The organism is Maribacter confluentis (genome assembly GCF_030505015.1).
In the GTDB taxonomy this organism is placed as follows: Bacteria; Bacteroidota; Bacteroidia; order Flavobacteriales; family Flavobacteriaceae; genus Maribacter; species Maribacter sedimenticola.
Map to the genome: position 1 here is coordinate 1,773,888 of NZ_JAUKUC010000001.1, position 24,929 is coordinate 1,798,816.

Annotated in this window: 27 protein-coding genes; 8 read left to right on the forward strand and 19 right to left on the reverse strand. The window is 36.6% G+C overall.

Going from position 1 to position 24,929, the window contains the following annotated elements:
- Position 1 precedes the first annotated feature (1 nt).
- From Q2T41_RS07780 to Q2T41_RS07790, 3 genes are read right to left on the reverse strand one after another with little or no spacing between them, the layout of a single operon-like run.
- On the reverse strand, positions 2–1,354 hold the full coding sequence (locus tag Q2T41_RS07780; RefSeq protein WP_304435617.1) for an HlyD family secretion protein: 1,353 nt from the start codon (positions 1,352–1,354) through the stop codon (positions 2–4).
- A gap of 6 nt (positions 1,355–1,360) precedes the next feature.
- Positions 1,361–3,028, reverse strand: a complete 1,668-nt coding sequence (locus tag Q2T41_RS07785; protein ID WP_304435618.1) for a peptidase domain-containing ABC transporter — start codon at positions 3,026–3,028, stop codon at positions 1,361–1,363.
- Positions 3,021–3,707 (reverse strand): TetR/AcrR family transcriptional regulator, encoded by a 687-nt coding sequence (locus Q2T41_RS07790; protein WP_304435619.1) that lies wholly within the window; start codon positions 3,705–3,707, stop codon positions 3,021–3,023. Before Q2T41_RS07790 ends, Q2T41_RS07785 begins: the two co-directional genes overlap by 8 nt.
- A gap of 202 nt (positions 3,708–3,909) precedes the next feature.
- Between Q2T41_RS07790 and Q2T41_RS07795 the strand changes: the two genes are divergently transcribed.
- Together Q2T41_RS07795 and Q2T41_RS07800 are read left to right on the forward strand one after the other, a co-directional pair.
- Entirely contained in the window at positions 3,910–4,476 is a 567-nt protein-coding gene (locus Q2T41_RS07795; protein ID WP_304435620.1) for a DNA-3-methyladenine glycosylase I, read from the forward strand.
- 18 nt (positions 4,477–4,494) lie between these two features.
- A complete protein-coding gene (locus Q2T41_RS07800) occupies positions 4,495–5,079 on the forward strand; it encodes a hypothetical protein (protein WP_304435621.1) in 585 nt (194 codons plus the stop codon).
- 13 nt (positions 5,080–5,092) lie between these two features.
- On the opposite strand, the gene aat is transcribed toward Q2T41_RS07800, so the two are convergent.
- Entirely contained in the window at positions 5,093–5,743 is a 651-nt protein-coding gene (gene aat, locus Q2T41_RS07805) for a leucyl/phenylalanyl-tRNA--protein transferase (protein WP_304435622.1), read from the reverse strand.
- 91 nt (positions 5,744–5,834) lie between these two features.
- Entirely contained in the window at positions 5,835–6,209 is a 375-nt protein-coding gene (locus Q2T41_RS07810) for a DUF3127 domain-containing protein (RefSeq protein WP_089260882.1), read from the reverse strand.
- A 126-nt stretch (positions 6,210–6,335) separates the two neighbouring features.
- On the opposite strand from Q2T41_RS07810, the gene Q2T41_RS07815 reads away from it, so the two are divergent.
- Positions 6,336–7,484, forward strand: a complete 1,149-nt coding sequence (locus Q2T41_RS07815) for a sensor histidine kinase (protein WP_089260883.1) — start codon at positions 6,336–6,338, stop codon at positions 7,482–7,484.
- Between the two features lie 3 nt (positions 7,485–7,487).
- Positions 7,488–7,844 carry a hypothetical protein gene (locus tag Q2T41_RS07820; protein ID WP_089260884.1) on the forward strand — a complete coding sequence of 119 codons (357 nt, stop codon included), beginning with the start codon at positions 7,488–7,490 and terminating at the stop codon, positions 7,842–7,844.
- Here the strand turns inward: Q2T41_RS07820 and Q2T41_RS07825 are convergent.
- Together Q2T41_RS07825 and greA are read right to left on the reverse strand one after the other, a co-directional pair.
- Positions 7,831–8,223 (reverse strand): HIT family protein, encoded by a 393-nt coding sequence (locus tag Q2T41_RS07825; RefSeq protein WP_089260885.1) that lies wholly within the window; start codon positions 8,221–8,223, stop codon positions 7,831–7,833. The two genes, Q2T41_RS07820 and Q2T41_RS07825, sit on opposite strands and share 14 nt — an antisense overlap.
- Before the next feature lie 75 nt (positions 8,224–8,298).
- Complete coding sequence (gene greA, locus Q2T41_RS07830) at positions 8,299–8,775, reverse strand: transcription elongation factor GreA (protein ID WP_089260886.1); 477 nt, start codon at positions 8,773–8,775, stop codon at positions 8,299–8,301.
- A 132-nt stretch (positions 8,776–8,907) separates the two neighbouring features.
- Between greA and Q2T41_RS07835 the strand changes: the two genes are divergently transcribed.
- Positions 8,908–9,345 carry a Rieske (2Fe-2S) protein gene (locus tag Q2T41_RS07835; protein ID WP_089260887.1) on the forward strand — a complete coding sequence of 146 codons (438 nt, stop codon included), beginning with the start codon at positions 8,908–8,910 and terminating at the stop codon, positions 9,343–9,345.
- Here the strand turns inward: Q2T41_RS07835 and Q2T41_RS07840 are convergent, their stop codons facing one another.
- The 3 genes from Q2T41_RS07840 to Q2T41_RS07850 form a co-directional block, all read right to left on the reverse strand.
- Entirely contained in the window at positions 9,346–10,011 is a 666-nt protein-coding gene (locus Q2T41_RS07840; RefSeq protein WP_304435623.1) for a beta/alpha barrel domain-containing protein, read from the reverse strand. It lies immediately after the preceding gene.
- A 105-nt stretch (positions 10,012–10,116) separates the two neighbouring features.
- Complete coding sequence (locus Q2T41_RS07845; protein ID WP_304435624.1) at positions 10,117–12,291, reverse strand: TonB-dependent receptor; 2,175 nt, start codon at positions 12,289–12,291, stop codon at positions 10,117–10,119.
- A gap of 30 nt (positions 12,292–12,321) precedes the next feature.
- Positions 12,322–12,522, reverse strand: a complete 201-nt coding sequence (locus Q2T41_RS07850) for a hypothetical protein (RefSeq protein WP_304435625.1) — start codon at positions 12,520–12,522, stop codon at positions 12,322–12,324.
- Positions 12,523–12,620: 98 nt separating this feature from the next.
- Here Q2T41_RS07850 and Q2T41_RS07855 point away from each other — a divergent pair, with 98 nt between their 5' ends.
- The gene (locus tag Q2T41_RS07855) at positions 12,621–15,059 is read left to right on the forward strand and encodes a hybrid sensor histidine kinase/response regulator (protein WP_304435626.1); all 2,439 of its coding nucleotides are present in this window, start codon (positions 12,621–12,623) and stop codon (positions 15,057–15,059) included.
- On the opposite strand, the gene Q2T41_RS07860 is transcribed toward Q2T41_RS07855, so the two are convergent.
- The 8 genes from Q2T41_RS07860 to Q2T41_RS07895 form a co-directional block, all read right to left on the reverse strand.
- Positions 15,056–16,426 carry a sigma-54-dependent transcriptional regulator gene (locus Q2T41_RS07860; RefSeq protein ID WP_304435627.1) on the reverse strand — a complete coding sequence of 457 codons (1,371 nt, stop codon included), beginning with the start codon at positions 16,424–16,426 and terminating at the stop codon, positions 15,056–15,058. The genes Q2T41_RS07855 and Q2T41_RS07860 overlap by 4 nt on opposite strands.
- Positions 16,427–16,609: 183 nt before the next feature.
- Positions 16,610–16,927 carry a hypothetical protein gene (locus Q2T41_RS07865; protein WP_304435628.1) on the reverse strand — a complete coding sequence of 106 codons (318 nt, stop codon included), beginning with the start codon at positions 16,925–16,927 and terminating at the stop codon, positions 16,610–16,612.
- A gap of 1,067 nt (positions 16,928–17,994) precedes the next feature.
- Positions 17,995–18,297 (reverse strand): hypothetical protein, encoded by a 303-nt coding sequence (locus Q2T41_RS07870; protein WP_304435629.1) that lies wholly within the window; start codon positions 18,295–18,297, stop codon positions 17,995–17,997.
- A 205-nt stretch (positions 18,298–18,502) separates the two neighbouring features.
- On the reverse strand, positions 18,503–20,041 hold the full coding sequence (locus tag Q2T41_RS07875; RefSeq protein WP_304435630.1) for a DUF4301 family protein: 1,539 nt from the start codon (positions 20,039–20,041) through the stop codon (positions 18,503–18,505).
- Positions 20,038–20,601 (reverse strand): AAA family ATPase, encoded by a 564-nt coding sequence (locus Q2T41_RS07880; RefSeq protein WP_304435631.1) that lies wholly within the window; start codon positions 20,599–20,601, stop codon positions 20,038–20,040. The genes Q2T41_RS07875 and Q2T41_RS07880 overlap by 4 nt, the downstream gene beginning before the upstream one ends.
- The gene (gene pnuC / locus Q2T41_RS07885) at positions 20,562–21,194 is read right to left on the reverse strand and encodes a nicotinamide riboside transporter PnuC (RefSeq protein ID WP_304435632.1); all 633 of its coding nucleotides are present in this window, start codon (positions 21,192–21,194) and stop codon (positions 20,562–20,564) included. The genes Q2T41_RS07880 and pnuC overlap by 40 nt, the downstream gene beginning before the upstream one ends.
- The gene (locus tag Q2T41_RS07890; protein WP_304435633.1) at positions 21,178–21,438 is read right to left on the reverse strand and encodes a thiamine-binding protein; all 261 of its coding nucleotides are present in this window, start codon (positions 21,436–21,438) and stop codon (positions 21,178–21,180) included. The genes pnuC and Q2T41_RS07890 overlap by 17 nt, the downstream gene beginning before the upstream one ends.
- 24 nt (positions 21,439–21,462) lie before the next feature.
- A complete protein-coding gene (locus Q2T41_RS07895; protein ID WP_304435634.1) occupies positions 21,463–22,101 on the reverse strand; it encodes a 4'-phosphopantetheinyl transferase family protein in 639 nt (212 codons plus the stop codon).
- A gap of 83 nt (positions 22,102–22,184) precedes the next feature.
- Here Q2T41_RS07895 and ahcY point away from each other — a divergent pair, with 83 nt between their 5' ends.
- The gene (gene ahcY, locus Q2T41_RS07900; RefSeq protein WP_304435635.1) at positions 22,185–23,501 is read left to right on the forward strand and encodes an adenosylhomocysteinase; all 1,317 of its coding nucleotides are present in this window, start codon (positions 22,185–22,187) and stop codon (positions 23,499–23,501) included.
- 69 nt (positions 23,502–23,570) lie between these two features.
- Here ahcY and Q2T41_RS07905 read toward each other — a convergent pair whose 3' ends face one another.
- Entirely contained in the window at positions 23,571–24,155 is a 585-nt protein-coding gene (locus tag Q2T41_RS07905; protein WP_089260902.1) for a DUF3332 domain-containing protein, read from the reverse strand.
- A gap of 214 nt (positions 24,156–24,369) precedes the next feature.
- Between Q2T41_RS07905 and Q2T41_RS07910 the strand changes: the two genes are divergently transcribed.
- Complete coding sequence (locus Q2T41_RS07910) at positions 24,370–24,891, forward strand: 5' nucleotidase, NT5C type (protein ID WP_304435636.1); 522 nt, start codon at positions 24,370–24,372, stop codon at positions 24,889–24,891.
- Positions 24,892–24,929: the final 38 nt, after the last annotated feature.

The following is a 24,929-nucleotide window of genomic DNA, read 5'->3' on the forward strand; positions in this document are numbered from 1 at the left end:
TTTATTTTTTTACAGGTTTGTCCTGGGCACCATTGGGCTGATAATAATTTGGCGGAAAGCCATTTAACTGCCTCCATAGTTCATACCAAATTGGAACATCTTCCAATAAGGCAATGGTATTGGCTCCGGAACCTACCCTAAGGGCGTCGGGCCAAGGTTGATCGCTCTTATCCGGTGATAACAACACCCTATACTTTCCATTGGGATTTATAAAGGTTTCTATAGCTACTACCTCACCGGCGTACGTACCGTAAGAGGCGTTGGGCCAACCACTGAATACGATAGCGGGCCAACCATCAAATTGTATCCTTACTTTTTCTCCCAAATGAATCAACGGCAGGTCAATGGGGTTTACAAATGTCTCTACGGCCATGTCATAATCTGCAGGCATAATGCCAACCAATGGTGCTCCTTCCTTAAATGCCTCACCAATACCCGCTTTTATCACCTGGTTAATATACCCGTTTTGCGGGGCCCTTATATAACGCAGGTCATTTCTCATTTGGTAATTGGTAAAGTCATTTTCCAACTTGCTAACCTGTGCCTCAGAGTCAAACTGATTGGACATGGCTGTATACTTATCACTTTGGGCCTTGGATATCTTATCGGTATAGGAGGCCTGTACCCTGTTAATCTCAACCTCTGCATTCAAAATTTCATTCTTAGCGGCCAGTAATTTGTTCTGTTGTGAAATTAGCTTTGCTTGGGTTTCCTGTAATTTCAGCCTTTTTTCCTCCACATCCGTAACCGCTTTCAACCCTTCGCTCTGTAATTGCTCCGTCCTTTCATATTGGCGCTCCGCAATCTTGATATTGGTTTTAGCGGCCTCAAATTCTATACTATCGCTCTGTGCCTTTAACCTTGCCTGCAATAATTTGTTTTTGGCCTGCTCCAATTTTAACTTTCTTTCGTTATACAGGGCGGCAACCTGGTTGTCCAGTGCCTTAACCTTATCCTCATAAGAAGTAACGGAGGACGCTTTGGACTTTAACTGTAGCCCGGTACGTTCCACCAAATCAGGATCAAAATACTCCGATTTAATTTCAGATATAAAAAGTATAGTATCTCCCTTGCTTACATAATCACCTTCCCTTACAAACCATTTTTCTATTCTGCCCGGTATGGGGGACTGTATGGTCTGCGGCCTTTGCCCAGGCTCCAAGGTGGTTAGATATCCTCTGGCATTAATGGTCTGTGTCCAAGGCAAGAACAGTACAATGATACCAATGACCGCAAATGCGAACAAAAAACGATTAAAATGCTTGTAATGCCTATAATGAAAGACTTTTTGGGCAGATTTAAAATGGTCCAAAGAAACCTTTTTATTAAGTTTTTTATGAGATATATTCAACATATGTGCTTACAATTCGTTAATTATTTTTCCTTTTTCCATCGTAATTACACGAGAACATGTATTGATCCATTTATCATTTTCACTAACCACCACCAATGCCCAACCATTGACAGGATCGCTTAAAAATTTCAAGATTTTATCAGCTTCATCAATATTGAATTGTTCCAAAGGATCTTTTAATAGCAATAGTTTGGGTTTTCTCACGATACTTCTTGCCAAAACTATTTTTTTGGATACCGTATGGGGTATCTGTTTGCCCTCAGGATAAATTATGGTATTCAATCCTTTTGCCTGGCTCTTAACAAAATCGGTCAAGCCTACTTTGTCCAAAGCCCAATATACCTGCTCATTAGTAACATCCTTGTCCCCAAAAGTTATGTTATTCAAAATGGTCCCTTCAAAAGGAGATTCTTCCAACAATGATTGGCCTAGCTTGGAGCGGTAATAATTTAAGTTCATACCCCTTAGGGAAACGCCGTTTACATACACTCCACCGCTATCCGGTTCTAAAATTCCTGCTATGATTCTCAACAACGTATTTTTTCCCGAACCGCTGTTACCCCGTAATAAGATGGTACAATTTGGGGTAATGGTCAAGTTAAGGTTTGAAATGATTACCCGTTTGTCATGCGGAACACTATAGGTTATATCATTTAATTCTATGGTCAACGATTCATCATCGGTAAAGGGTTTTTCACCATCTTGAGGCTCTAGCTCCTTATCTACCACCTGGCCCATTTTTTCCAAGGAGGTCAATAGGTCATAAAAAGTTTCCAGACCCAAAATCAATTTTTCCACCGAGGTTATCACCAAAAGGATAATAATTTCCGCCGCTACAAATTGTCCAATATTCATTTCTTGGTTTAAAACCAAAAGCCCCCCGATCAATAAAAGTCCGGCCGTTACCAAGACTTTAAAACCGATCATCTGTATAAACTGGAGCACCAATATCCTAAAATGGCTTTCCCTAGCATTGAGATACCCCACAACCAAGGTATCATTCTTTTCCAATGCATGGGATGTTTTACCGGATAGCTTAAAACTAACAATACACCTTGCCACTTCCTGCAGCCAATGCACTACCTGGTATTTGCTTTTTGACTCATCTAAACTTGTGTCCAGCCCTCTTTGTGCGGTAAACTTGAACACGATATAAATAAGCAGTAACAACAGCAAACCATAGGCTATAAAAAATGGATGGTAAAAGGATAGTAGCAACAACCCAAAAACAATCTGCAGTAAGGCAGCCGGGAAATCTATTAAAACTTTGGACAACGACTTTTGAATGGTCAACGTATCAAAAAACCTATTTGCCAATTCCGGTGGATAGTAGTTGTGCAGCTCACTCATTTTAATTTTGGGAAACCTATAGGCAAATTCAAATGAAGAACGGGTGAAGATTTTTTGCTGTACATTTTCAATGATCCGTATCTGCATTAATTGCAATATTCCTACGAACGCCACTCCAAGAGTCACCAATATTACCAGTACGATCCACGATGTACTCACCTGGGCGCCTTGCAACAAGTTTATAATAGCCTGTATACCCAATGGCAAGGATAGGTTGACAATACCTGCAAATACGGCATAATAAAATACTTGGAATATATCTCGTTTGTCCAGTTTTAAAAGTCCTAGAAAACGCTGCCATGAGGTTAGAAGTTTCTTACTCATTTATTGGTCTATTTAGTGTATTAAAAACTAGATGTGTCAGGTACTCGGCAATAGTTACCTTGTCGTTGCAATCTGTTAATGTAGAGAAATGGTCCTTTAAAAAATGTTGATGTAAAGCACTTTCCAAAAGGGTGCTTGCCAAACTGGAAGGAAACTTATAAGAGTCGTTGACATCCTTGATCATTTCACCAATTCTACCCACCATTCTTTTATATACTGTAAAATATCCTTCCTTATTCTCCTGATCTACCTCTTTGGTCAAATAGGATTTGGAATATTCATTGATCACTATTTCATTTAAAACAACTTCGTTAATATGTGAAAAGGACGAATCCATTTTAACTTCACTGGTTAGAATATTTATTCCCTTTTGTAGCTTTTCCTTAGGATCTTGAATACTATGGGTAGCAAAGACCAAATGATACTCCATCCAACCCCAATACCATGACGTCAGGTATAACAACAGCTTATGTTTATTTTCAAAATAGCGGTATATAGAACTTTCGTTGGATCCTATTTCCTTTCCCAATTTTTTAAATGTAAAGCTCTCCCATCCTAATTTGTTAATCATTAGTATGCTGTGCTCAATGATCTTTTTACCAAGCTCTGAAGATTCCGGATCCTTAACATATAACTTATCGTTAATACTAATCTTGACTCCCTGTAATAATCTTTCCATATCAAAAAAATAAAACAAACACAAATTTAATAGTATTACTATTATTAAATAATAGTTTTACAAATTTTAACGATAGTTTTGCTATTCTGTTTAAGGAAATATTATCCGTAATAATTTTAAAGATTTAACAAAAAAGGGCTACTTCTCCTAAACCTCAAAGAGTTAACTACATTTAAAGTATTTTTAAGGACAGTTATATTATATGGAAAAATTAAACAAATGCGGATGGTGCTTAGGTGATGATCTATACGAAGCTTATCATGATATTGAATGGGGATCACCAGTAAAGGACGATGCAACTTTATTTGAGTTCCTGGTGTTGGAAACTTTTCAAGCAGGCTTAAGTTGGATTACAATTTTACGCAAACGAGAAAATTTCAGAAAAGCTTTTGATAATTTTGATTACCAAAAAATTGCACGGTACAAAGAAAAGAAAGTTTTGTCGTTAATGGAAAATGAAGGTATTATAAGAAACCGATTAAAGATAAGGTCTACGGTAAGTAATGCAACCAGTTTCATTGCAATCCAAAACGAATTTGGCAGTTTTAGTAATTATATTTGGGGGTTTGTAAACCATAGGCCTATAACAAACAATGTGCTTCATTATAAAGAGGCACCAGCCAATACACCACTATCCGACAAAATTAGTAAAGATTTGAAGAAACGCGGTTTTAAATTTGTTGGCAGCACTGTTATATATGCCTTTATGCAGGCAACCGGAATGGTGAACGATCATGAAATCAATTGTTTTAGATATCACCAAGTTTAACTCTTAATGCAAATTCCTTTGAGCAGATCATTAGTCCTTATATCCGTCTTATTTATTACTTGCTGTTCCGTACTTAGCGCTCAAGAGATATTTGAACGAGAGTTTAGAATATTAAAAAGCCAATTTCCGGCACGTTCCCTTTCATTGATCCATCAACATGTGCAAGAAATTAAACGACTAAAGTTTTACCAGGAAATAGACAGTTCTATACCCGTCTATCTTGCAAAATTTAAAAAAGACAAACTTTGGTATGGCGTACAATTTCAAGAAAATGGTGATTTAGAGTTGATACAGATTAAGATAAAGCGTATGGATATCCCCAATGATTCATATTCCCAAATAGATTCATATTTAGACAATATGTTCTCCAAATACAAAATAAAGAGTATACAACAGCAATATCATTCAAATAACGAAACTATAGACGTAACTTTTAAAAACGCCTTTCAAAATCTACTATTACCTACGGTACACTATAAATTTATTGTTGCTGGCAAAAAGAATAAGCGCCACGATCAGTATGAATTGTTATTTGATGCAGATGGAAATTTAAGGCAAGAACGCATAGCACTACCGCAGAATTATGACCATGTCCTCTATTAAGGTATTACCATGATTATTTCAACAACTCCATAAATTTTTTCCTAGGCATTTCCTGTGCACCCAAGCTGGCCAAATGCGCAGTATATAATTGGCAATCTATGGCTTTATATCCTTTAGCATGTAAATCTTCCGCCAATTTGATAAAGGCAAATTTGGATGCATTGGATGTTAAACTGAACATACTCTCCCCACAAAAAATATGACCTAGATCAATACCGTACAGACCACCAACCAGTTCATTTTGCTCCCACACCTCATAGGATGTTGCATAGCCCTTTTCATACATTGCACAGTAGGCCTTTTTCATATTTTGCGTTATCCAAGTACCATCTAGCCCTTCTCTTTCAATACTAGAACAATGCTCCAAAACTTGTTGAAAACAGGTATTCTTGGTCAATCTAAAACGATTGTCCCTAAGTACCTTACGCATACTTTTGGAAATTTTTACTTTATCCGGATACAAGACCATTCTAGGGTCGGGACTCCACCACAATATGGGCGATTCATCATTGAACCACGGAAATATTCCGTTTGTATAGGCCAATACCAACCGCTCCACGGACAAATCACCACCAACGGCCAAAAGACCTTCGCTATTTGCAGTTTCAACAGGTGGAAATTCTAACCTATCCGTTAAATAGAACAATCTATGTGGACTTTTCACTTATCTGAAATTTATTGTCCTAAAATAAAAAACTTGCCCAACTTATAGCTGAACAAGTTTTATACTTAAACCATTTATAATAATTACCTTTTTAAAAAGGTAGATCGTCATGGTCTTCTTCGTTTAAATTGTCTGCCGGCTCAAAAGCTTCCATTGGAGGTACCGGTGGCATTCCTTCTGGTTGGGATTGTGATACGTTCTCTATTCTCCAACCCTGTATAGAATTGAAATATTTAACCTGGCCCTGAGGGTTGGTCCATTCCCTTCCCCTTAAATTAATACTGACCTTAACATCTTGTCCAACCGCATAGCTATTCAACATGTCACATTTATCCTGTACAAACTCAATCATTATATGTTGCGGGTACTGTTCATCCGTAGTGACGACCAATTCTCTTTTTCTAAACCCATTATTACCAAATGTTTGGGTTTCTCCGATCAATTTTACTTTACCTTCTATTTCCATGTTGAACTCTTTTTACAATAAAGTCCAAAAATACATAAAATGATGCGGTATTAAAACAAGCAAGGACAATAACAACACAACAATTATTTACATTTGGTGTTATCCTTAATATTAGAATACACGTGGATGAACTTTATTCCTAAAAACAAGATTTCCAACATTTTTCTATTGATAGGTTCTTTTGTAGTGGTGAGCCTTATCTTATGGAATACAAACAGTTTTTTTAAACAATTTAAGGAAGAGGAACGTTTAAAAATGGAAATTTGGGCCACTGCGCAATCAGAATTTCTACAATCTTCCGAAACCGTTGATCTAGGTAGTTTACATTTAAAGGTATTTCAAAACAACACCTCTACCCCAATGATCCTTATTAACAAGGATAAATCCATTAGGGTCAATAATTTCCCTCCATCAAAGGTTGATGACTCCCTATATATCCAACGACAGTTAAACAAGTTCAAGAACGAGAACACCCCAATTTCAATAGACCAACAAGGCGAACATTTAGCTACTTTGTATTACGGAAATTCTGAGGTACTCAACAAGTTAAAGTTTTACCCTATTGCCCTTCTTTTGATCATATTTCTTTTTGCCGCCGTTATCTATTTTCTTTTCAAAACCAACAAGGCCGCGGAGCAAAATAAACTATGGGCAGGTATGGCCAAGGAAACTGCCCATCAAATAGGTACGCCCCTTTCATCATTGCTAGGATGGAACGAGCTATTGAAAACAGAAGACATTAACCCGAGTATCACCAAGGAAATAGACAAGGATATAGATCGGTTACAAACCATTACAGAACGCTTTTCACAAATAGGATCTTTACCTAAACTTGTTGAAAGTGATATTGTAAAGGAAACAAAGGATGCTTATGATTATTTAAAGAGAAGAAGCTCCAAACTCATTCATTTTAGCTTGCAGACCAAGGTGGAAAAGTTACCCGTTATGCTCAATAGTTCCCTTTATAATTGGACCATAGAGAATTTAGTCAAGAACGGAATAGACGCTATGCGCGGCAAGGGCAGTATCGCCATAGAAATCGTCCCTGAAGGTAAATTTGTGAATATATTGATTGCCGATACCGGTCACGGTATTTCAAAAAGCAACTATAATAGTATCTTTACACCTGGTTTCACTTCTAAAAAAAGAGGATGGGGCCTTGGCCTTTCTTTGGTAAAACGTATTGTGGAAGAATATCATGATGGCAAAATAAAAGTATTGTCATCTGGCAAAGAAGGTACTATAATGCAAATATCGCTTAAAGTATTACATTGATCTATGGCAAAGGAAAAACTGAACATCATAAAGGAGGCAAATCTTAACAATAATTGTCCCGAGTGCTTCAACCAAGATTTGAACCTTACCTTTTTTCAAAAACACACCTATGGCCGTTTTTTTCATAAAATTACGGGAGAACTAAGTCACAAATTGGTATGCAATACCTGTAAGACCACTATTTACCCTATAAGTTGGACGGAAGATATTGAACGTATGTACAATTACTATCAAAAAACTGCTGTGCCTGCCAAAAAATCCTCTAAACCTACACTATTATTTTATAGTCTCTTTTTGGTTATCATAGCACTCATAGCAGGGGTAATCTATCTTTATATCACAGGCGCTATTCAACTTTAGCACCTATGGCCTTGGCAAGATCTGTAAATTCCTTATCACTAAGTGATACCTTGTGCTGAAATGTAATATCCTTCATATTGTTCAAGGGAATTAAATGAACATGTACATGGGGAACCTCTAAACCTATTACGGACATACCCACTCTTTTGCACGCTACGGTTTGCTGCAATGCCTTGCCCACTTTCCTAGAAAAAGCCATTAGGCCTATATATGTCTCTTCATCCAAGTCCAAAATTTTATCCACCTCTTTTTTGGGTATGCAAAGCGTATGCCCTTTGGCATTAGGATTAATGTCCAAAAAAGCTAAAAAATTTTCATCTTCGGCTACCTTAAAACATGGTATTTCACCATTGATGATCTTTGTAAAAATAGTTGGCATCTTTTTTTAATATTAAATGGCACAAAAAAATCCTATCCAGAATGGGATAGGATTAAATATAACAAATTACAATTTCTATGTTCTAGAAATTTCAAGAATTTCAAATTTGATAGCTCCACTGGGCACAACAATTTCTGCCGTATCGCCCACTTTTTTTCCCAAAAGACCCTTACCGATCGGTGAACTTACCGAAATCTTGCCCGCTTTTAGGTCCGCTTCGCTTTCGGCCACCAGTTTATAGGTCATCTCCATTCCGTTATTTTGGTTTTTAAGTTTTACGGTAGACAGCACCAATACCTTAGAAGTATCTAGTTGCGACTCGTCTATTAAACGTGCATTGGCTACCGTATTCTCCAATTTTGAGATTTTCATTTCCAAAAGTCCTTGGGCCTCTTTTGCCGCGTCATATTCTGCGTTCTCGGATAGGTCTCCCTTGTCCCTAGCCTCCGCAATAGCCTGAGATGCCTTTGGGCGTTCTACGTCCCTTAAATGGTTTAGTTCCGCTTTTAGCCTTTTTAACCCTTCGGCAGTATAATAAGATACGTTACTCATAACATCCTCGTTTTATAAATAGACAAATCCTCTGCAAATGCCTTTTATAACGGCTTTTTAAGAGAGGATTTAACACAAATATACATATTTTTTACGCACATTTGCTGAAGTTTTTCAAAACAAAATTACACCATGATCCGATATTTAAGTATTCTATTTCTACTAATTTTTATCTCATGTAGTAATGATGGCACCAATAGAAATCCTTATTTATTGGAGGTAAGTTTTAGGTTCGATGCCAATTTGAACCTACCAGAATATAACCCACTAACAAATATTGGAACTGCTATACCTATATCAAGTAATTTGGCCGGAACAAGGGGTGTTTTTGTCATAAATACAGGTTTTGATCAGTTTAGGGCGTTTGAAGCCAGTTGTCCCAATCATGCACCAAATGATTGTTCTACCATGAGCTTAAACGGCCAAGTAGTTACGTGTTCCTGCGAAGATTATGAATATAGTTTATTTACCGGTCAACTTTTAAACCGGCCGGAAGACGGAAAACGGTATTATGACTTGTTGGAATACCGCGCCTCTTTAACCGGGAATACCGTTGTGATCTCTAATTGATTATTCCTCTAACCTATATTTTTCCATAATACCTTTGAACAATTCACCCGTACTGGGTGGGGTATAACTTATGGCATTGGCCCCTGCCTCTATGGCTTCCAATATTGTTTCATTGGTTTTACCTCCTGTTGCAATTATAGCCACATTGGTATCTATGTCCCGTATCTTTTTAATAATATCAACCGTATTGCCTGCCCCGGACACATTAAAAATATCTACTCCCGCTTTTATCCTACCTTGAATATCCTCTTTTCCGGATACCACGGTGACCGTAACCGGAATATCTATTTTCTCCTTTAATTTTGTTATTAGACTATTAGGCGTTGGTTTATTGAGTACTACTCCCAAAGCGCCTTGGAATTCTGCATGGATGGCCAACTCCAAAGAACGTACACCTGTGGTAATACCGCCACCCACACCACAGAAAATGGGCTTGTCCGCGGCCAAGATCAAAGCATTTGAAATTACGGGCTGTGGGGTAAAAGGATATACCGCTATTATAGCATTGGCATTCGTATTCCTTATAATGGCCACATCTGTACTAAAGAGGAATGATTTAATGGACTGTCCAAAAACCCGTATACCAGAGCATTGGGAAATGACTTCCGGAACAATAACAATATTGTTTCTGAGCTTACTTCCAAATACCGGAACATTACCCTCCATAACCCCTGAATATTAGGGTCCTAAATTAGAGTATTCTTTCTTACCTAATTGATTTACATTAAATATTTAAGACAAATTTACAATGCCGTTTTCTTCATAATATTCCTAGAAATTTATTGTGGCACCAAGAAGGAAATTAGTACCTGCTTGAGGATAATAACCTGCACCTTCTATGGTAGTTGTAGTGCCAGAAACGCTAAACGTATCGTCATAGGTATAGAAATAACCATTAGACACGTATTTGGCATTGAATACATTATTGACCAAACCAGATAAAACAATACTTTTTAAGAATCCATTACATGTTATGGTATACTGTAAATTCAAATCGCTTTGCGAATAGGCATCCAATATAGAATTATCAGAATCTATATTCCCCATATACTGCTTTCCTACATATTTGGACAAAAATGAAATGTTCAATTCATTGACCGGGTTATATGAAATAATATTTCCAAAAATGAAGTTAGGAGAAAAGGCAATGTTGGTCTTTCCAAGTTCTTGCAGTACTCCATCCCTTTCAAATACAAAATCTTGGTTCTTATTAGTACTTATTGCCACATTGGGTTTTACTAACAGTTTTTCCCCTAATCCTATATTGGCATCTATTTCTAGTCCTAAACGATAACTCTCCCCTACATTTTCACGTAATGGGGCGCCAACATCGTTTAACTCACCGGTCAAAACCAATTGGTCCCTATAATTCATATAATAAACGTTAGTGTTGAATTGAACATCTGCAGATATATAACGCCACCCCAATTCAAAATCATTTAAACGTTCCGGTTTTGGATTTCCACTCTCATAATCATTTCTATTAGGCTCCCTATTGGCCACTGCATATGATAAATAAAAATTATTGTTCTTATTAAGATCAAAGATTATCCCTGCCTTTGGATTAAAAAAGTTGAAGGTATCGTCAACCAAACCGGTATCCTCACCATTAGCCTCATAACCAACAGTTCTATATTGCACATCTCCATATAGTGACCATTGCTCGTTTAATTGATAATTTGCCTTTGTATATAGATTAAAATCTGTTTTAGCGGAACTATCATCATAATAACGGTCTTGGTAATTACTATTACTGGCATATCTAGCCCAGATAACCTCACCAAAATGATCGCCTTCATATTTATTTAGACCACCACCTATTATTAAATCTAACTTTTCTTTCTTGTAATTCGCAGAAAAAACCGTTCCATAGAAATCATTATCCAACCAACGTCTTCTTATGATATCCGTTTCGGTGATTTCCTCGCCATTGACGGTTATAGGCTCAAAACCATAGGTTGCAAAATCATCATCTTCCTTATATTGTTCAAAGTAACCCCTACCCCTTGTATAGTGCAATGCTAAATTAGTACTCCACTCATTGGAAATCTGCTCGTTCCATAATAATTGCGCATGGTCTTGTTTGTAATTATCCACTTCATTATCATGAAATTGAGTGTTTCCGTTTTCATCGGTATATATACCTGAAGGGTTAAAGGTTCTATCTTCCTTTAAGGTTTCGGCATCTATACCGTACCAAGCTTGGTACGTAATTTCATGACCACCAAAAAGCAGTGCTTTGACCAAGGTATTATCATCCTTATAGGCTCCCTGCAAAAAATAGGAGTCTAAATCTGATCTGGCCCTATCGATATAACCGTCCGAGTTAATTTTTGATAGTCGTCCTGAAATTTCAACCTGGTCATTCAACATACCTGTACTAAACTTCAAGTTGTTCCTAAGTGTATTGTAGCTCCCGACAGATGTAGAGATTTGACCATAAGCTTCTTGAGAAAAGCCATCGGTCAATACATTTAAACTTGCCCCAAAAGCGCCGGCACCGTTTGTAGAAGTACCAACACCACGCTGTAATTGCAAACTTTCCGTAGAAGAGGCAAAATCTGGCATATTAACCCAAAAGGTCCCTTGAGATTCTGCATCATTATAAGGAACGCCGTTAATGGTAACATTGACTCTGGTGGCATCACTACCCCTAACACGTATACCGGTATAACCTACACCGGCACCTGCATCTGTGGTAGTAACCACTGAGGGTAAAAAATTCATTAATACAGGAATATCCTGCCCTAAATTCCTAGGTTTAATTTCTTCCTTGGTCAAATTTGAAAAAGTTACCGGAGACGATTTGGTTACCCTTAGGGCAGATACAAACACCTCATCTAAAACAACCTTACTACCTTGTAAAGAATCTATTTCCTGCTCTTGAGCCAGTAAGCCCAAGTTAAAAGTAAAAAATGCGACAATTGTAAAAATAACTGGTTTCATCCGTATATATTCTACGAATAAAAGGGGCTATTATTCTAAAGTTCCTATTGATTTTTGTTGTCTAAATTTTAGTTTTTGACAACGTTTGCACCTAATGGCGATCATCGCCTCCCTTGGCAGCATTACCTGCCCAGGTTCTTTGGGTATAATCTCAGCTTTGGGCCAACATTTGTCAGCTTTGGGCACCCCTTTGAGATGGTACAAATGTAGTACCATAATTTCATCTCTCATAACATAATCATGAAAAATAATGCCTTCATAATTAACACCAATTTAAAACTACGGATGAGCGTTTAAACGTACATTCAAAGAGGATTTAATTTATTTATATGGACACCAAGAAAAATAATTTCACCATAAAAATCACTTTAAGTTATTTATTGCTTATCCTATTGGCCATTATAGCATCTTATTATATATATAATGAGGTCAACGCATATATTGCTACTGAAACTACCACAGAAAAGGACAACAAACTCTTAAGGACCAACTCTTTTCTAGCCCAACTATATGAAGCAGAAAGCTTGTCAAAACTTGCCATACAGACCAGAAGTAAATCTAACTTTACGGCATACCAAAACAAAATAGATTCCATTTACACGGATATTGAGGCGCTTAAACTTTTGACCGAAAACACATATCAAAAAGGTCTATTGGATAGTCTACATTCATTGTTACGAAAAAAAGCAACCAACATCAATGCCCTTAGAACCCTAAAAATTAATGATCAAACGAGTTCAGCCATTGACTCCGCATTAAAGGAATTCGATAAACTTGAGGAATCCTTAGGAATTATAAAACCAGAAAGTTTGGCACCCAACATAGATGAACTATCCCCAAAAGCCCAAAGCGCCATTAAAAAAGTAGCGGACTATCTTAACGCCAATATACCACAGGATGAAAATCCCCAATTAAAAGCTCAACGTATGGATAGTGTACTTACTATTTCTAAAAATCTTCTAAAAGACGTTCAGCAGGAAAACAATAATACCGAAAATTCCTTGGCAATGCGCGAAAACTCCATTAATAGGACCGATATGGAACTTACCCAGCAATTGCGAAGCATACTGTCCTCCTTTGAGCATGAAATTACTATGAACAGTTTGGCCAATTCCATTAAAAAGGAAACGTTATTGAACAGAAGTATAAAATTGGCCGTTATTGCGGCGATACTAGGTTTTTTGGTGGTCGGGGTATTCATCTTTATCCTGAACCGCGATTTTTGGAAAGTGAACTTACTCAGGGAAAAACTGGAGAAGGAAAAACAGCTTTCAGAATCCTTGTTAAAAAGTAGGGAACAACTTATAGCGACCGTAAGCCATGATTTAAGAACACCCCTTAATACCATTTCTGGGTATACCCAACTTATTGAAACATCTAAAACCATAGACAAAGAACATTTGAACCATATTAAATCTGCCACCGGATATGTAAACAATCTTGTGAACGACCTATTGGATTTCTCACAATTGGAGGCCGGAAAAATGGTTGCCAAGAACAATACTTTTCTCGTGGACCAACTGCTGCGGGAAAGTGCTACCAACATTGCTACACAATATTCTCAAAAAAACATTGATCTCATTCTTAATCTGGACACATCTTTAACGAAACCAATAGTTTTAGATGATTTTAGGTTAAGGCAGATTCTATCTAACCTATTGGGAAATGCCTTCAAATTTACAGATCAGGGCAAAATATCCTTATCTGCTTTCATTAAACAGATAAGAAATGAACCCGTATTGTACATTATCATAGAAGATACGGGTATTGGGATATCCAAAGAACAGCAAAAGCTTATTTTTAAGGAATTTACACAGGCCGGCACTACTACAAATAAAAAACATGAAGGCTATGGATTGGGCCTCACCATTACCAAAAAACTTACGGAACTACTGAACGGAAAAATTATTTTGAAAAGTGAAATTGGGAGTGGCAGCAAGTTTACTTTAAAAATACCTACACAATTTGGTGTATTAAATACCGTACCACAATCTGGCAGCAATAAAAAGAAACGAATTAATAGTGCTCTAGTAATCGATGATGACCCTTCATTTTTACAACTAATTGGAGAGATGATGAAATCCGCACACATTAACACCCGTTTATATACCGATTTTAATACATACGACACAGCCGTCAATTTTCATTATGATGTTGTCTTGACCGATATTGAAATGCCCAACGCCACAGGTTATGATGTCGTCACTAAACTGCGATCACCATTATTTCCTAACCATACCGACCAGCCCATTATTGCAATGACCGGAAGGAACGACCTAAGCGTTGAACATTTTAAGAATAAAGGATTTGATGAACTGTTTCGCAAACCATTCTCTAAAACAGAATTGCTGCAAAAACTAAAGCTATTTGGCCCCATAACCTTTACAGAAAAAGTGAATACCACAACTCCTATACAAACTAAGGTCAAAGAAGGTCCATTTACCTTTGATACCCTAAAAATGTTCATTGGAAACGATGAAGCGGCGCTTAACGAAATTCTTTCAACTTTTTTAAAAGATACAGAAGAGAATGCTAAAAATCTGACTGCTGCCGTTGACGCTTTGAATATTACTGAAATTAACAAAACGGCCCATAAAATGCTTCCTATGTTCCGCCAATTGAATGCCAAAAAAGTAGTAGATGTTCTAGAACAATTTGAGCGCTTAAAACGCAAGGAACTTACTGCTCAACAAATAAAGGAAAAACATCTTGCGGTAAAACAAAATATCAACGTTATTATTAAGGCCATATCATTGCGCTTGGATTAAAGCACATCCAAATCATAATAATTTATACGGTTGTACAATGTTTTTCGGGTAACCTGCAATAATTTGGCCGCCTTGGACTTATTGTAATTTGTTTTTTTTAAGGCATTTATTATTTGTTCCTTTTCAAAATCTGCTTTTGATAATGCTCCAAAATCTTTGGGAACATCCTTTTTTTCAAGTAACTCCGCAGGTAAAGCATGTATTTCTATTGTGTTTTCCGTTGATAATAAAACGGCCCGTTGAATTACATTTTGCAATTCACGTATATTACCAGGCCAGGTGTATGTATTGAAAACATTCCAAACCTCAGGGGAAAAATCGGCCACTTGCTTGCCTAATTTTCCATTGAACTTTTCTAAAAAATAATTTGCAAAAGCCTTTAAATCCCCATGTCTATCCTTAAGTGCGGGTATTTGCAAAGAAAATTCATTTAGCCTATGATATAGATCTTCCCTAAATGTACCCTTCTCTACCGCAGCCTTTAAATCTTCATTGGTGGCAGAGAGAATTCTGACATCTACATTAATTTCCTTGTTACTACCAATTCTTTTGATTTTACGCTCCTGCAAAGCCCTTAGCAATTGCATTTGGTTTTCGTAAGAAAGATTACCTACCTCATCTAAAAAAAGGGTTCCACCATTGGCCGCTTCAAAACTTCCTATTTTATCTGCTATGGCTCCTGTAAAACTACCCTTTAAATGACCAAAAAATTCACTGGATGCCAATTCCTTGGGTATGGCACCACAATCCAAAGCAACAAACGGCTGCTCTTTTCGCAAGCTTTTTTCATGAATGGCCTTGGCGGTCACCTCCTTACCTGTACCGCTTTCTCCAATGATGAGAACGGACATATCCGTTGGCGCTACCAACGAAATATATTCTTCCAGTTTCTGCGTGGCATCACTCACAAGTAATAGCCCCGTAGTTTTATCTGATGATACCCCTTGTTGTGCCCGTTGCACTTGTAATTCTTTTTCCTGATTCTTATCAGCACTTTTTACCTTAGGTTCTAAAGGCTTGGCCTGTAAAGCTCCATCGATAACGGCCAACATTTGATCGGGCGTAAAGGGTTTGGAGATATAGTCATAAGCACCCATTTTCATAGCCTTGACCGCTGAGGCCACTTCTGCATAACCGGTCATGACAATTATAGGTATCTTTCCCTGTAATGCCGATACCAAATCCAAGCCATCATAATTGGGCAACCTAAGGTCAGTAATGACCAATTGTAAATTTCCTTCTTTTATTATATTCTCGGCATCGGCACCTGTATGACTAACCAAAACCTCAAAATTGTTTCTGATCAAAAACTTTTGAAGCATTTGGGCAAAAGCAGCATCATCTTCAATTATTAGGATTTTGGCCATAGTTGTTTACGTGTTCTAAAGTATCTACGTAAAAATACCATATGCCAGCTATTTGTATTTTAAAATTATCTTAAACCTTTTAATTCTATTTTCCATAAAAAAAGGTAAGAGTAGTATATGACCTACTCTTACCCGACCAAACCAACTTGTATATACAAGTTACACTTAAATTACACTTAAAATTTACATGTCCAGCCAATTACCATCCTCATCTGCATATACTGTTCCTTGAGTACCATCCTCTAATGAAAGGACTAATTTATACTGCTTTTCCTCATTGGTAAATGCCTTATCCAAATTTGCCGTTGGAAAATTAGCTGAAATGGCATCCATTACGGCTTGGGGAACCTGTGAAACTGAAATTTCCGTGAAATCATTGGCCGTAACCATTATTTCCTTTACTTCATTATGTACGATTCCTGATTGAGAAAATAAAGCATCTTGTGCATTTGCCGTAAACCCTCCTAAAGTTATTGCTCCTAATAAAAATAATGTCTTCATCTTAATCTATTTTAAATTAATAATCATTCTGTTATCTATACTTAAGTAATAAATATGCCAAAGAATCACACACCCAGCAAAACACTGAAAATTAGGTGTTTATGGTTATATATAAGTTTTACAAGTTGGGTAATATTGGTAAACCAAGTATAGAGTGGGTAAACTTTACACACCCTTAATGAACAAGTCGGAGAGACGTATACCTATTAAAAAAAAAGGAGTTGCAAATGCAACTCCTTAAAACCACCTATCAAACTTTACTTTTAAAATTTTAAATCAACTCCTTTATTAATTTTGCATCAAATCAAACAAGACTTAGTCAACCTCGGGGAATATTTTAAAATTCAATTAATTCTGGTGGCACCTTCATAGTTAACGGTTAGTGTTTACGCGAAAGTGATTTTTTAATTTTTACCGTTCCCAACATATTTTTGAAATTACCGCTACTGTCAATATCGTAATCGCCATTGTTATCGAAATAAAAATTATAGTGACCATTTGTTCATAATTCTGCTATACTTATTTAGACACCACTTTTTTAAACAGGTCACATTTAAAATAAAAAAAACTGCAGATTGCAGTTTTTTTTTGATCTTAATGACCAAATAAGTTTATTTTTTATTTATCCAATTGCCATATTGGTCAATATAAACAGTCCTTCTTGTACCGCTCTTCAAAACCATTATCAATTTAAATTCACCACTATTATTTTTATAGGCGGCACCAAGTTTTGATGTTGGATATTGTTTTAAAATTTCCTCTATTACCGGAGGAGTAAGGTCACTTGACTTAATTTTGACATATTCATCAGTATTATTGATGACAATTTTATTATTTGCTATTCAGAAACGTTCATGGCAGAAACATTACACATAATGCCTATTGCCATTAAAGAAAGTAACACACTCTTTTTCATCCTAAATATTTTAATCATTAAAAAATTTCTCTCTCTACTTATCTACGGTCTAAATGTAGGAATGGATTACAGCTCTAGTTTTTTTACTTATTACAACTAATAAAAGCTGCCTAGGCAGCTTTTACATAAACAACTAAATATTTGGGGGAATTTACATATTCAACCAATTTCCATCTTCATCGGCAAATAATTCTACCATGGTCCCATCTTCATTGGTTACCTCTAACTTATATGTCTTGTTTTCATCTACATAAGCCTTATTTAAAACTGCTCCCGCATAATCTTCTTCCAATGCCTGGATAACCGGAGACGGAACTTCTGATACCGCTATCTCCTGAAAATCCTGTTGCATGACTTCTTCCATGATACCATCATGAAAAATTATGGGTGTTGCCGCCGTTCCTATTGATATACTACCTATTGCCAATGCTGTGGCCAAAACTATTTTTCTCATCTGTATTGCTTTTAAATTAAACATTCTTACTATCCCTACTTAGAATAATTATGCCAAAAAAGAACAAGACCAGATAAATTGATTAATTAATTGATTATTATATAGTTAACAAACAATAAATCAAAATCAATACTGTGTAAAATTGTATCCAAATAAAAAAGTGTATAGAAACTACACACTTTTTTATTTTCATAATAAGTTAGTGTTAAACCTGATGCGACTCCTTTAATAAATCTACAACACTCTTAACAGGATTAAAGGTCACCAAAGGAACCTCAACAAAAATAGTATTCCAAAATGCCATTGCTCCGTTCCATAATCCTGGTAATTCCAAAGCTTTCAGCTCCTTACCGTCTTTGGTCTTCCCCGTAATAAAACCCTGTTTATCATCAACGAATTTGAGCAAATTATACTTTTCCCCTTTAAAATTTCTTACTCCGCACACTAAATCCACAGGATTAAAATGTGTTGAGTTCCTCATAATATCCGCTTGTTGACTATCCTCCATATTTATCTGTGCGGATTCTATAATCTGTAATGAAACTTCACCATTGGCATTGGTCACCCAAAAAGGCCCACCACCTGGTTCGCCCTCATTTTTAACCATACCGGCAATACGTATTGGCCTATTGATCTTGTCTCTCAATACTGCAATCTGTTCATTCATGGAAATTGTTGAAAAATCTTTATTGAACCTAACATTAAGTTCATCCCTTAAAAAAGAACTGATTTCCTCAATTTCATTTTCCGTTAGTTGCCCTTCCTCTATTTGTTTGGCATATTCAAACGCCTTTCCCTGTACTTTCAATAACGTTCCGGCCAAAACCTTTTTACTATCGGCCACCTCTTTGGCATCTTTCATAACGGCTACATTATCTATGTTTTTAATAAAAATAATATCCGCATCCTGATCATTTAAATTTTCTATCAATGCACCGTGACCGCCCGGCCTAAAAAGTACCGTACCATCTGGATTTCTAAAAGGTTTGTTCTCCATATCAACGGCCAACGTATCCGTAGACGATTTTTGAAATGAATAGTCAATCTCATATTGTAATCCGGTATCGTTAGTTACTCTAGGACCTACTTTTGCAAACTCTTCCTTAAACATTTCCTCATGTTGGCCAGATACCGTAAAATGTAATTTTGCCTTACCATTGGCACCTGCATAAAGAGCGCCTTCCTTTAAATGTTCTTCAAAAGGAGTGGCCGTAGTACCGTTGTAATTATGAAAAGGCAATAAACCTTTAGGAAAAAAACCATAATTCAATGCATTTTCACCTAAAAGCTCTGTTACAAAATGATAAACAACTTCACCTTCTGTTCCATTTTTCTTGGGCAATCTTCTGATTACCAATTCATAAAAAGGCAAGCGTTCCATGCCTTCAGAAAAAATCTTGATATCCTTATCACCTGTTCTCCCCAGATAATCTTTAAGCGTTTCCTTAGCTGGATCGTAAACATCCAAGAAATTGAACAAAGCCTTGAACATTCTAGAAGCAGCCCCAGAAGCCGGTACAAATTTCATAACCTCCAAATTGGTCAATTTGTGCTCGTATAACTTGATCAGCTCATTCTCTTCGGATGGGCTGAATTTTAAGATTCCATTTCCAATTATGGCCGCATTGCGAAGGTTAACAAAGGGGATACCCTCTTTAAAGGTATTGATCTGTTCCATTACCTTTTCCTTGGCAATACCTTTTTCCTTCAATTGTTTTTCGTCGTTCTCTGTAAACTGTATCATGTATTTAATAACTGGTCTATATGGTTAATGGCTTTTTTCAATCTGGTTTTCTTGTCACCCTTCAAGGTAATAAAATTTTTACCGTATTTTTCCAAGGTTTCCTTAAAATAGGAAAACATTTCTGCGCGTTCATTTGGTTTGTCCCGTAGATCGTCCGCCTCCCATGGTATATCAATATAGGTCAGCAAATACAGGTCATAGGCATTCTCCAAGGCGTACTTTTCAAGGATAGGGTCACAATCACCAATATAATATGCCTCCGAATATACTTTTGTTTCCAAAAGATCAGTGTCGCAAATCAAAATATTAGTTGCTTTTTTGGTCAGTTCGTTTTCCAGCCTCATTTGGCCTGCTGCTATAGGTAACAAATCATGAGGTTCACAGGTCTTGCGTTCATTGTTCCATTTATCCTGTAAATATTCTCTGGCATATTCCGGGACCCATACCGTATGGTAATGCCTGGCCAACTGCTCTGATAATGTTGTTTTTCCCGTAGACTCGGGCCCAAAAAGAACAACCTTTAAGATATTGGACGGCTGCTGTTTATATTTTTCTTCCATGCATTATAACCATATATGGCCAGTATTGTAAAGATTAAATACTGAAAACTAGTGAATGTAAAACCTTTATAAAAATATAATGGGACGGATATTATATCTCCAATAATCCAATATATCCAATTTTCTACTTTTCTCTTTGCCATTAACCACATTCCCACAAAAAAGATTGCTGTTGTTATCGTATCTACATAAGCGGTCCAACTATTCCATTTATCAAAAACTTGATACACAATATAAACAAATACAATGGTTGTCAGGAAAATAAGTAATGAGATTATATGCTCTCTTTTGGTAACGGTAGTAATAGGGGTAACATGGGTCTCATCTATCTTTCTAGTCCATATATACCAACCATATAAACTCATTATAAAGTAATAGACATTGATAAGCATATCTCCCAATAACCCCCATTTAAATAATAAATAGACGAAAATTGATGTGCTTAACAATCCGGTAGGATATACCCAAATATTGTTTTGTTTGGAAAACCAAACTGACAGTAAGCCAAAAATTACGGCAGTGATTTCAAGTATTATATCTATAGTGTCATACGTACTGTACTGCCCAAAAAAATAATCAAAAATGGGGCTCATAGTTACTTCTATCAGATTTTACAATTTTCATGAACAGAAGTCCACGGTCCATTAAATTGAATGCAATTTTAATTTCTTGGTTCAATACTTCCATAACTTTATCATAAGATCCATAGACCTGTGTGCTCAGCGGGTTTTCCAAAATGGTCAATCCAGATTGCCTTAACTTCTGTATGAATTGAATGATATGTTCCTCAAAATCGTTCTGTAGGGGTGAAAAAGTTAATTCTACTGAAATTTCCATAAAAATTTATTGAAAAATGATTAGTTATATTCTATTCTTTGCCGCATACACACAAGTGAAATCCTCAAATTCCAAAAAATGTATTTGATAATGAGAAAGGGTACCCTTGTAAATTATTTCAGCTGTTGTGCTACAATCATCAAATAAAAAATCCTGTACATTTATATGCTGCAGAAAGCTTAATCCGCGTTCCCCATAAATTTTATATAAGGATTCTTTAGCGCCCCAAACAATGGTAAGTTTCCTAATAATGGCAGCAGTATTTGCCAAGGTACGGTATTCCTCAAACGGGGTAAACTTATGCGCAATGCGCAATATTTTATCTCGCTGCATCTCAATATCAATGCCAACCTCTAGCGTACTGCTAATAATGATTCCCGTAAAATTATGGGAATGGGTTATAGAAATATATTTCCCATCTTTTAAATGTGGTTTACCATTATCATCATACACCAGATCAAAATCCGTATACCCATACTGGGCCAACAAGTGCCTAATACTTAAAAAGGCCCTTCTGTGCAAAGTTGATTTCATACCATTGAACCGTGATTGGCAATGTGGACTGAGCTCAACATTATCCCACAACATTTCCTCAGTTTCCTCAACCTTCCAAATGGCAAGGGAGGTATCATTATCAATTGTTATTGTTTTGTAAAGCGGCATGGGATTCTTAGGGTTATTCGTACCTTTGTGACTTCATAAAAATTGCTGATCACGGATAAACGAAAGTATAAAATAATATAGATATGAGCACGAAAACTATACCGTATGTGCCTTATAAGGTTAAGGATATTACACTTGCCGATTGGGGAAGGAAAGAAATTGAACTGGCAGAAGCTGAAATGCCGGGATTAATGTCGTTAAGAGAAGAGTACAAAAATGAACAACCTTTAAAGGGCGCGCGTATTGCCGGATGTCTACATATGACCATACAGACAGCTGTGTTGATCGAAACATTGACCGCATTGGGCGCAGAGGTAACTTGGAGCTCATGTAATATATTTTCTACCCAAGATCAGGCTGCTGCCGCAATTGCCGCAACCGGTGTGCCTGTTTATGCCTGGAAGGGTATGAACGAAGAAGAGTTTGATTGGTGCATTGAACAAACCTTATTTTTTGGAGAGGACAGAAAACCGTTGAACATGATCCTTGATGATGGCGGCGACCTTACCAATATGGTGCTGGATAAATATCCTGAAATGGCCGCAGGTATTAAAGGACTTTCAGAAGAAACTACTACAGGAGTACATCGTTTATATGAGCGTGTAAAAAATGGTACACTACCTATGCCCGCCATTAATGTGAACGACTCTGTTACCAAATCAAAATTTGATAATAAATATGGGTGTAGGGAAAGTGCGGTAGATGCCATACGTAGGGCCACGGATACCATGTTGGCAGGTAAACGCGTTGTTGTTGCGGGTTATGGAGATGTTGGCAAAGGTACGGCGGCTTCGTTCAAAGGTGCCGGATCTATAGTTACGGTTACCGAAATTGACCCAATCTGCGCCCTACAAGCTTGTATGGACGGATTTGAAGTCAAAAAATTGGAAACGGTAATAGGTAATGCGGATATCGTTATTACCACCACAGGTAATAAGGATATTATCAGAGCCGAGCATTTTGAAGCATTAAAGGATAAGGCCATTGTTTGTAACATAGGCCACTTTGACAATGAAATAGATATGGGCTGGTTAAACAAAAACCATGGCCACACCAAGGATGAAATCAAGCCACAGGTAGATAAATATACCATTAACGGCAAGGATCTAATTGTATTGGCAGAAGGAAGATTGGTAAACTTAGGTTGTGCCACAGGACATCCTAGTTTTGTAATGAGCAATTCTTTTACCAACCAGACCTTGGCACAGATAGAGCTTTGGAAAAATAGCGATTCTTATGAGAACAAGGTATACATGCTACCTAAACATTTAGATGAAAAGGTTGCCAAATTACACTTATCCCGCTTAGGGGCGGAACTTACCGAATTAAAGCAAGATCAAGCCGAATATATTGGGGTAACCGTAGAAGGTCCGTTTAAACCGGAATACTATAGATACTAATAAGTTCATTATACAAAAAAAGGTCCTGACGAAAATCAGGACCTTTTTTATTTGTTGACCACTATGTTATTAATTATTTGAAGCTAACATTCCTTCTAAATAATAACAATCTGTCTGTTCCTTAATTTGGGCCAAACCTTCCTCTTTTGAACTTAACGGATTAATTTTTATTTCCTGTCCATTGGGCATATAAACAATATAAAATCCTTCTTCAAAGGAAGATAATTTAATAATTTCTCCATTTGGTCTTACCGCGTTCCAAGATTTTTCGCTTGGCTTATAAACCAAATCTATCTTTTTTCCTTTTTTAGGTCCCTCAACAACCGTAATCTGCATTCTGTTTTTAGTAGCGGTCATTTCAAAAGTATTTCCGTCTCTTTCTACCATTTGCGTTTCTTGTTCTCCTTCTTTCATGGCAATTGGATTAGAACCGCTCCAAAATTCAATAACATTGAAAATTATGGTATCTCCCAAAAAGAACAGACCATAAACCGGTATTATATTTAGACCCCAAAATACAAGGTTGTTTACAAATTTACTGTCAGACACTCCTTGGTTCCAATCCTTTAGATTATTAAAGGCACTAAAAGAACCTAGACAGCTAGAAAATAATAATGTACTGGCCATTGCAACACAAATAATTGATTTTTTCATAATTAAGATTGTTTAGAATTAACTATCAAATTAGATGATTTTAAATTGAAAACCTATGCTTGTTTACAAATTTTATTGCCTTTAATGCTCTTTGAAAGCTTTAAATGAATCAACAAAATCCCAATTTTTTGACTTTTATAAAATTACAGCTGGTTCAATATCCCATTTTATTATAAGGTGTAATTTTACGTACTTCGTCATAAAATTGAACAACATGATCATATTTGTGGATATGGACGAGGTCATAGCGGATACCTACGGAGCGCACATTGAGCTTTACAATCAAGAATTTAAAGGGGAATTGACTACAGAATTATGTGCGGGCTCTGAAGTATGGCGTATGGTACCGGAAGCCCACCAAGAGAGTGTTAAAAAACATGCTACCAGACGTGGTTTTTTCAGAAACTTAAAACCTATACCAGGTAGCCAGGAAATACTTGCACAATTATCTAACAAACATGATGTCTATATAGCCTCGGCAGCTATGCAGTTTCCTAATTCATTAGAGGAAAAGAGCGATTGGCTAGATGAACATTTTCCTTTTATTCCATGGCAGAATAGAATTCTATGCGGACATAAGCATATTTTAAAGGGTGATGTCCTGATCGATGACAGAAATTACAATCTTGAAAAATTTAATGGGCGTGCGTTGCAATTTACCTCACCACATAACATCAATACATCAGGATTTGAACGTGTAGACACCTGGTTTGAAATTGGAAATAAATTGATGTAACACCATGTAAAAATGTTGCTAAAAAAACAGCGACCAAA